Source organism: Bacillus sp. AP50 (assembly GCF_040492675.1).
Lineage (GTDB): Bacteria > Bacillota > Bacilli > Bacillales > Bacillaceae_G > Bacillus_A > Bacillus_A cereus.
In genome coordinates this window covers 1-3,457 of sequence record NZ_JBEUTW010000270.1, presented here as the reverse complement: position 1 = coordinate 3,457, position 3,457 = coordinate 1, and the positions used below count along the sequence as shown (strand labels likewise).

Genomic DNA, 3,457 nt, shown 5'->3' with positions numbered 1-3,457 from the left:
AACGAAAAACAAAAACTGCAGTTAAAGTCCAAATGACGCTAAACAAGAAGATACATTTCCAAACAATTGAGGTTAATATTTGTATATCAAATACAAAACCAAAGAGCCCTATCCACGTAATAATAGCTAAATATATTTTCCAAAGCATTATGATAATCTCCTATTCAATTCAACTTTTAACTTTCAATAAGCCGTATTTAATAAACAATATAGCATTATATTTTTCATAGAAATAATACAATGGATAACAAAATAAGAAGAAAATAAGTACAGTTGGTACATCATCTATAATAGAAAAATATTTTACTAGTAATTCCTTAATACTCTCTCCAATTATAATAAACAGTGGAATGATACAAATTGCTGCTAATATTAAGCACGGTGTGATCCTCATTTCTTTTAACCTCACCTTGCAGTGTGGACATCTGAATGAAAAAGGATGCGGGAGATCAATAATATGTTGCGCAGTAATCTCTCCTTCACACTGTGGACATTCAATTATTTCTTTCATTTAACTCAACTCCTTTCTATCTACAAAAAGAACACTATCCAATAGCGCTCTTTTACTGCCGAATATATTACTTTTGTGTATAACCAAATAACAATGTAAATAAATTGAGCCGTAAAGGCAATAATACATCTCTTCTTTTAAACAGAAAGTTTATAAATACTGACGATACTTCGACAATTTCCTCGGAAATATTTCCTTTCCCCACATAATTTGATACACTACACATGAATAAAAACTTGTATTACATAAACTAAAATAATAACTTACTGTACAAATTAAAAAGCACACTCTTCATATGAAGAATGTGCTTTTATGTTATTAACGTTTAATCCAAACAGCACCTGCCGATTTATCTTCTGCCTGTCCAACAACTTGGAATTTAAGTCCAAGGTTTGGAACTTTTCTTCCTGCGTCTGCAATTTGCTTGTTACTATATACTTTTGAATCATCAAAAGTTGTAACACCTTGTAATCCAGAATAGTTAAACTGACCACGTGTTAATGAATTTACACTCCATGCTGGTGTTTTATCAAATGAAAATGCAGCATCTGCAATTTGCATGCCCGTATTACCGTATGCTGGTTTCCCGTTTAAATTACCAACTAGCGCTTCTGGATGAGAGTCAACAACACCAAGGAATCCTTCACCTGGATGCATCCCAACCCAGTTATCTTTAAAACTATCATCTGCATACCAAACGACAAGACCTGTATTATACACTGGACCTTTTCCTGCTTTTAATCCATTATCTGATCCCGCATAGTTTCTCCATTCTAAGTAGTAGTAATGAGCTTTCTTCTCTGTCCCATCAGAAACAACAAAACCATTTAAATTCATTTTAGACTGTCCTTCTGCATCATCAGAAAATACAACTTGTCCATCAACAGTTACATTTACATTATCCATCGCAAAACCTTTATATGTTACAGCCGGATCTGTAATATAGTCGAATTGTAGTTTCACTTTTTTGCCTTTAAATTGACTTAAATCATATGATTTATCAATCCATTTCCCATCTGTTGTATCTTTATCTCCTTGGACTACTTTTTCTCCAAGTCTATCAATTAACGTCTTCGTTCCATCTTCTGTTACTGCATGTACTTCGACGAAATCGCACTCTGCTTCTAACTCATAATTTGCTTTATAATCGAATTTTGCATTTGTTCCCTTTGTTAAATCAAAGAATGGTGTCTCTAACGTTGTATGCATATCATCGCCTCTTGTACTATAATATGCATGCTTTCCAAACTCCGGTTTAATCGTTTCAACACTTTTACCTGGTAAGTTAACACGTACAACGCCTGGACGATTTGATTTCGTAACACTTTGATCAATATAGGTAGGAACTCCCACACCACTCTTAATTTTATCGTAATCTACTTCTAATATTTTTGCCCAGTTGCCACCCATATTCTTTTGTAAGAAGTCTTTATTTTGTGGTGAAAAACTAGTCGGCTCTGTTCCTGCGATTTTCCCTGTCCAACTACCTCCACTCATTAATGACCAAGCTTCGACTGGTGAACCATTTCCAGTATATTTCGTGTCATATTCATCTGGTAATCCAAGATCATGTCCAAATTCATGTGCAAACACACCTACAGCTCCATCTTCTGGTTCAATTGTGTAATCATGTGCTGCTACTTTACCACCAAAGTAATCTACCTTTGATTTCGTACCTTCAATCGCTACTGGATCTACTGCTAATTTTGAACGATGTGACCAGATCGCATCATCACCTAATTTACCGCCACCAGCTTCTTGACCAACACCAGCATGGATTACCATTAAATGATCAATTACACCGTCAGGTTCATTTTGATTCCCGTCCCCGTTTGTATCATATCTATCAAATTGATCAAACTGGGATAAATCTAGTCCTTTCTCAGCAGCTGCATGCAAAGCTTCTTTCACTAAATCACGTGCACCTTTCGGACCTTTATTATCGTGCCCACTGCTACCATCAGCTCCATAATCAGATGCTTTTCCTGGAACAGTTAGCCACTCCGTTACATATCCATCTGTCGTATAACTACCACCAGACTGCTCTTCATAGTATTGTTTAAACGTTTTTACTTTTGAACCATCAAATAAAGTATACGGCTCATTACCGAACAACATCTTTTGATAATGTTCTCTACTAAAGTCTTTCGAATACATATAACCTGGTGTTTGATCAATATTATTATGTTTATAATCACTAAATTCAACGAGTAGCACTAATACTTTATCTGATCGAACAGATCCCTTATATGGAACTTGCTTTGCTTTTGAAGTTGGAACTTGCCCATTCAATTGATTTTTATTTGGTTCTGGCTTTTGCTCAAGGCTAACATTTTTTTCAGCCTTTTTTACATTTTCCTTTTCTTCCATCTTTTTCTCTTTTACTTTTTTTGTGAAATCAGACGTTTCTTGTGAGTGAGCATCTGGAAGAATTTCTTTATTCGCCTGATCTCCTTGTTTCTTTTCAATATATTGCTCAACAGCTTTTTTCGTCTCTTCTTTAGAAGATGATGGATTAATTGTTCCTCTTTCTTTCAGTGCTTCCGCTAAACGATCTTCTTGAATTAAATTGTAATCAATTGGTGTTGTAGATACATTATCTTTCTTTTTTGCTGCCGTTTCTGCATATGCTAACGGAGCACTCATTACAGATGTACATCCGATAATTGCCGCAATTGCTAATGATGACAACACTTTAAATGGTGCTTTTCTTCTCATTCCATTTCTCCCCTTTTATAAAACTTAAAATTCAGATAAATCGGTGCGTTTTTGTCGAAATCTCTGTTTACTACCCTCCCTATATAAAAAGACATAATTCTATAAACATTAAGCTTTTTGTTATAGAATCATGCCCTCCAGTTTTCTGGTCAGACCCTCTATCTTTTTATCCCTTGGTTCAATTAATAATCAGTGGGGGGATGAACAAAGCCCCCACTGATTAAAGTT

At 35.0% G+C, this 3,457-nt stretch carries 2 protein-coding genes; both read right to left on the bottom strand.

Annotation, left to right across the window (positions count from 1 at the left end; translation table 11 throughout):
- Positions 1-169 precede the first annotated feature (169 nt).
- On the bottom strand, positions 170-511 hold the full coding sequence (locus ABWK52_RS19230) for a hypothetical protein (protein ID WP_000658667.1): 342 nt from the start codon (positions 509-511) through the stop codon (positions 170-172).
- 318 nt (positions 512-829) lie between these two features.
- Positions 830-3,229, bottom strand: a complete 2,400-nt coding sequence (inhA2, locus tag ABWK52_RS19225) for a M6 family metalloprotease immune inhibitor InhA2 (protein ID WP_098541042.1) — start codon at positions 3,227-3,229, stop codon at positions 830-832.
- Positions 3,230-3,457: the final 228 nt, after the last annotated feature.